The organism is Paraburkholderia sp. SIMBA_030, assembly GCF_046535245.1.
Taxonomy (GTDB): domain Bacteria; phylum Pseudomonadota; class Gammaproteobacteria; order Burkholderiales; family Burkholderiaceae; genus Paraburkholderia.
In genome coordinates, this window is the sequence record NZ_JAWRXB010001332.1 from 1 (window position 1) to 246 (window position 246).

The following is a 246-nucleotide window of genomic DNA, read 5'->3' on the forward strand; positions in this document are numbered from 1 at the left end:
TTGTGATTCCAGAGGTATGACCGTGACCACAGCAACTGCTAACCGTTCGCGAATAAAACGTACAGCCGCCGTTTCCGGCTCCCCGGGGCAAGACATCGACGTCCGCTTGGTGGCCCGAACCATTGCGCAGGCAGCCATGGAGGTTCTGGCCGGAACGCGGCCCGTGCAACAACTGTCGCGATCACTTGACCCGAATACGTACTTGTCGCTCCAACATCGTGCCGCCCTTACACGTGAGCACATGAA

1 protein-coding gene is annotated in these 246 nt (G+C 58.5%); it reads left to right on the forward strand.

Annotation, left to right across the window (positions count from 1 at the left end; genetic code table 11):
* Positions 1 to 16: 16 nt before the first annotated feature.
* Positions 17 to 246: Rv3235 family protein (locus SB772_RS44375; protein ID WP_410839074.1), on the forward strand; the 230-nt coding region annotated here is incomplete at its 3' end.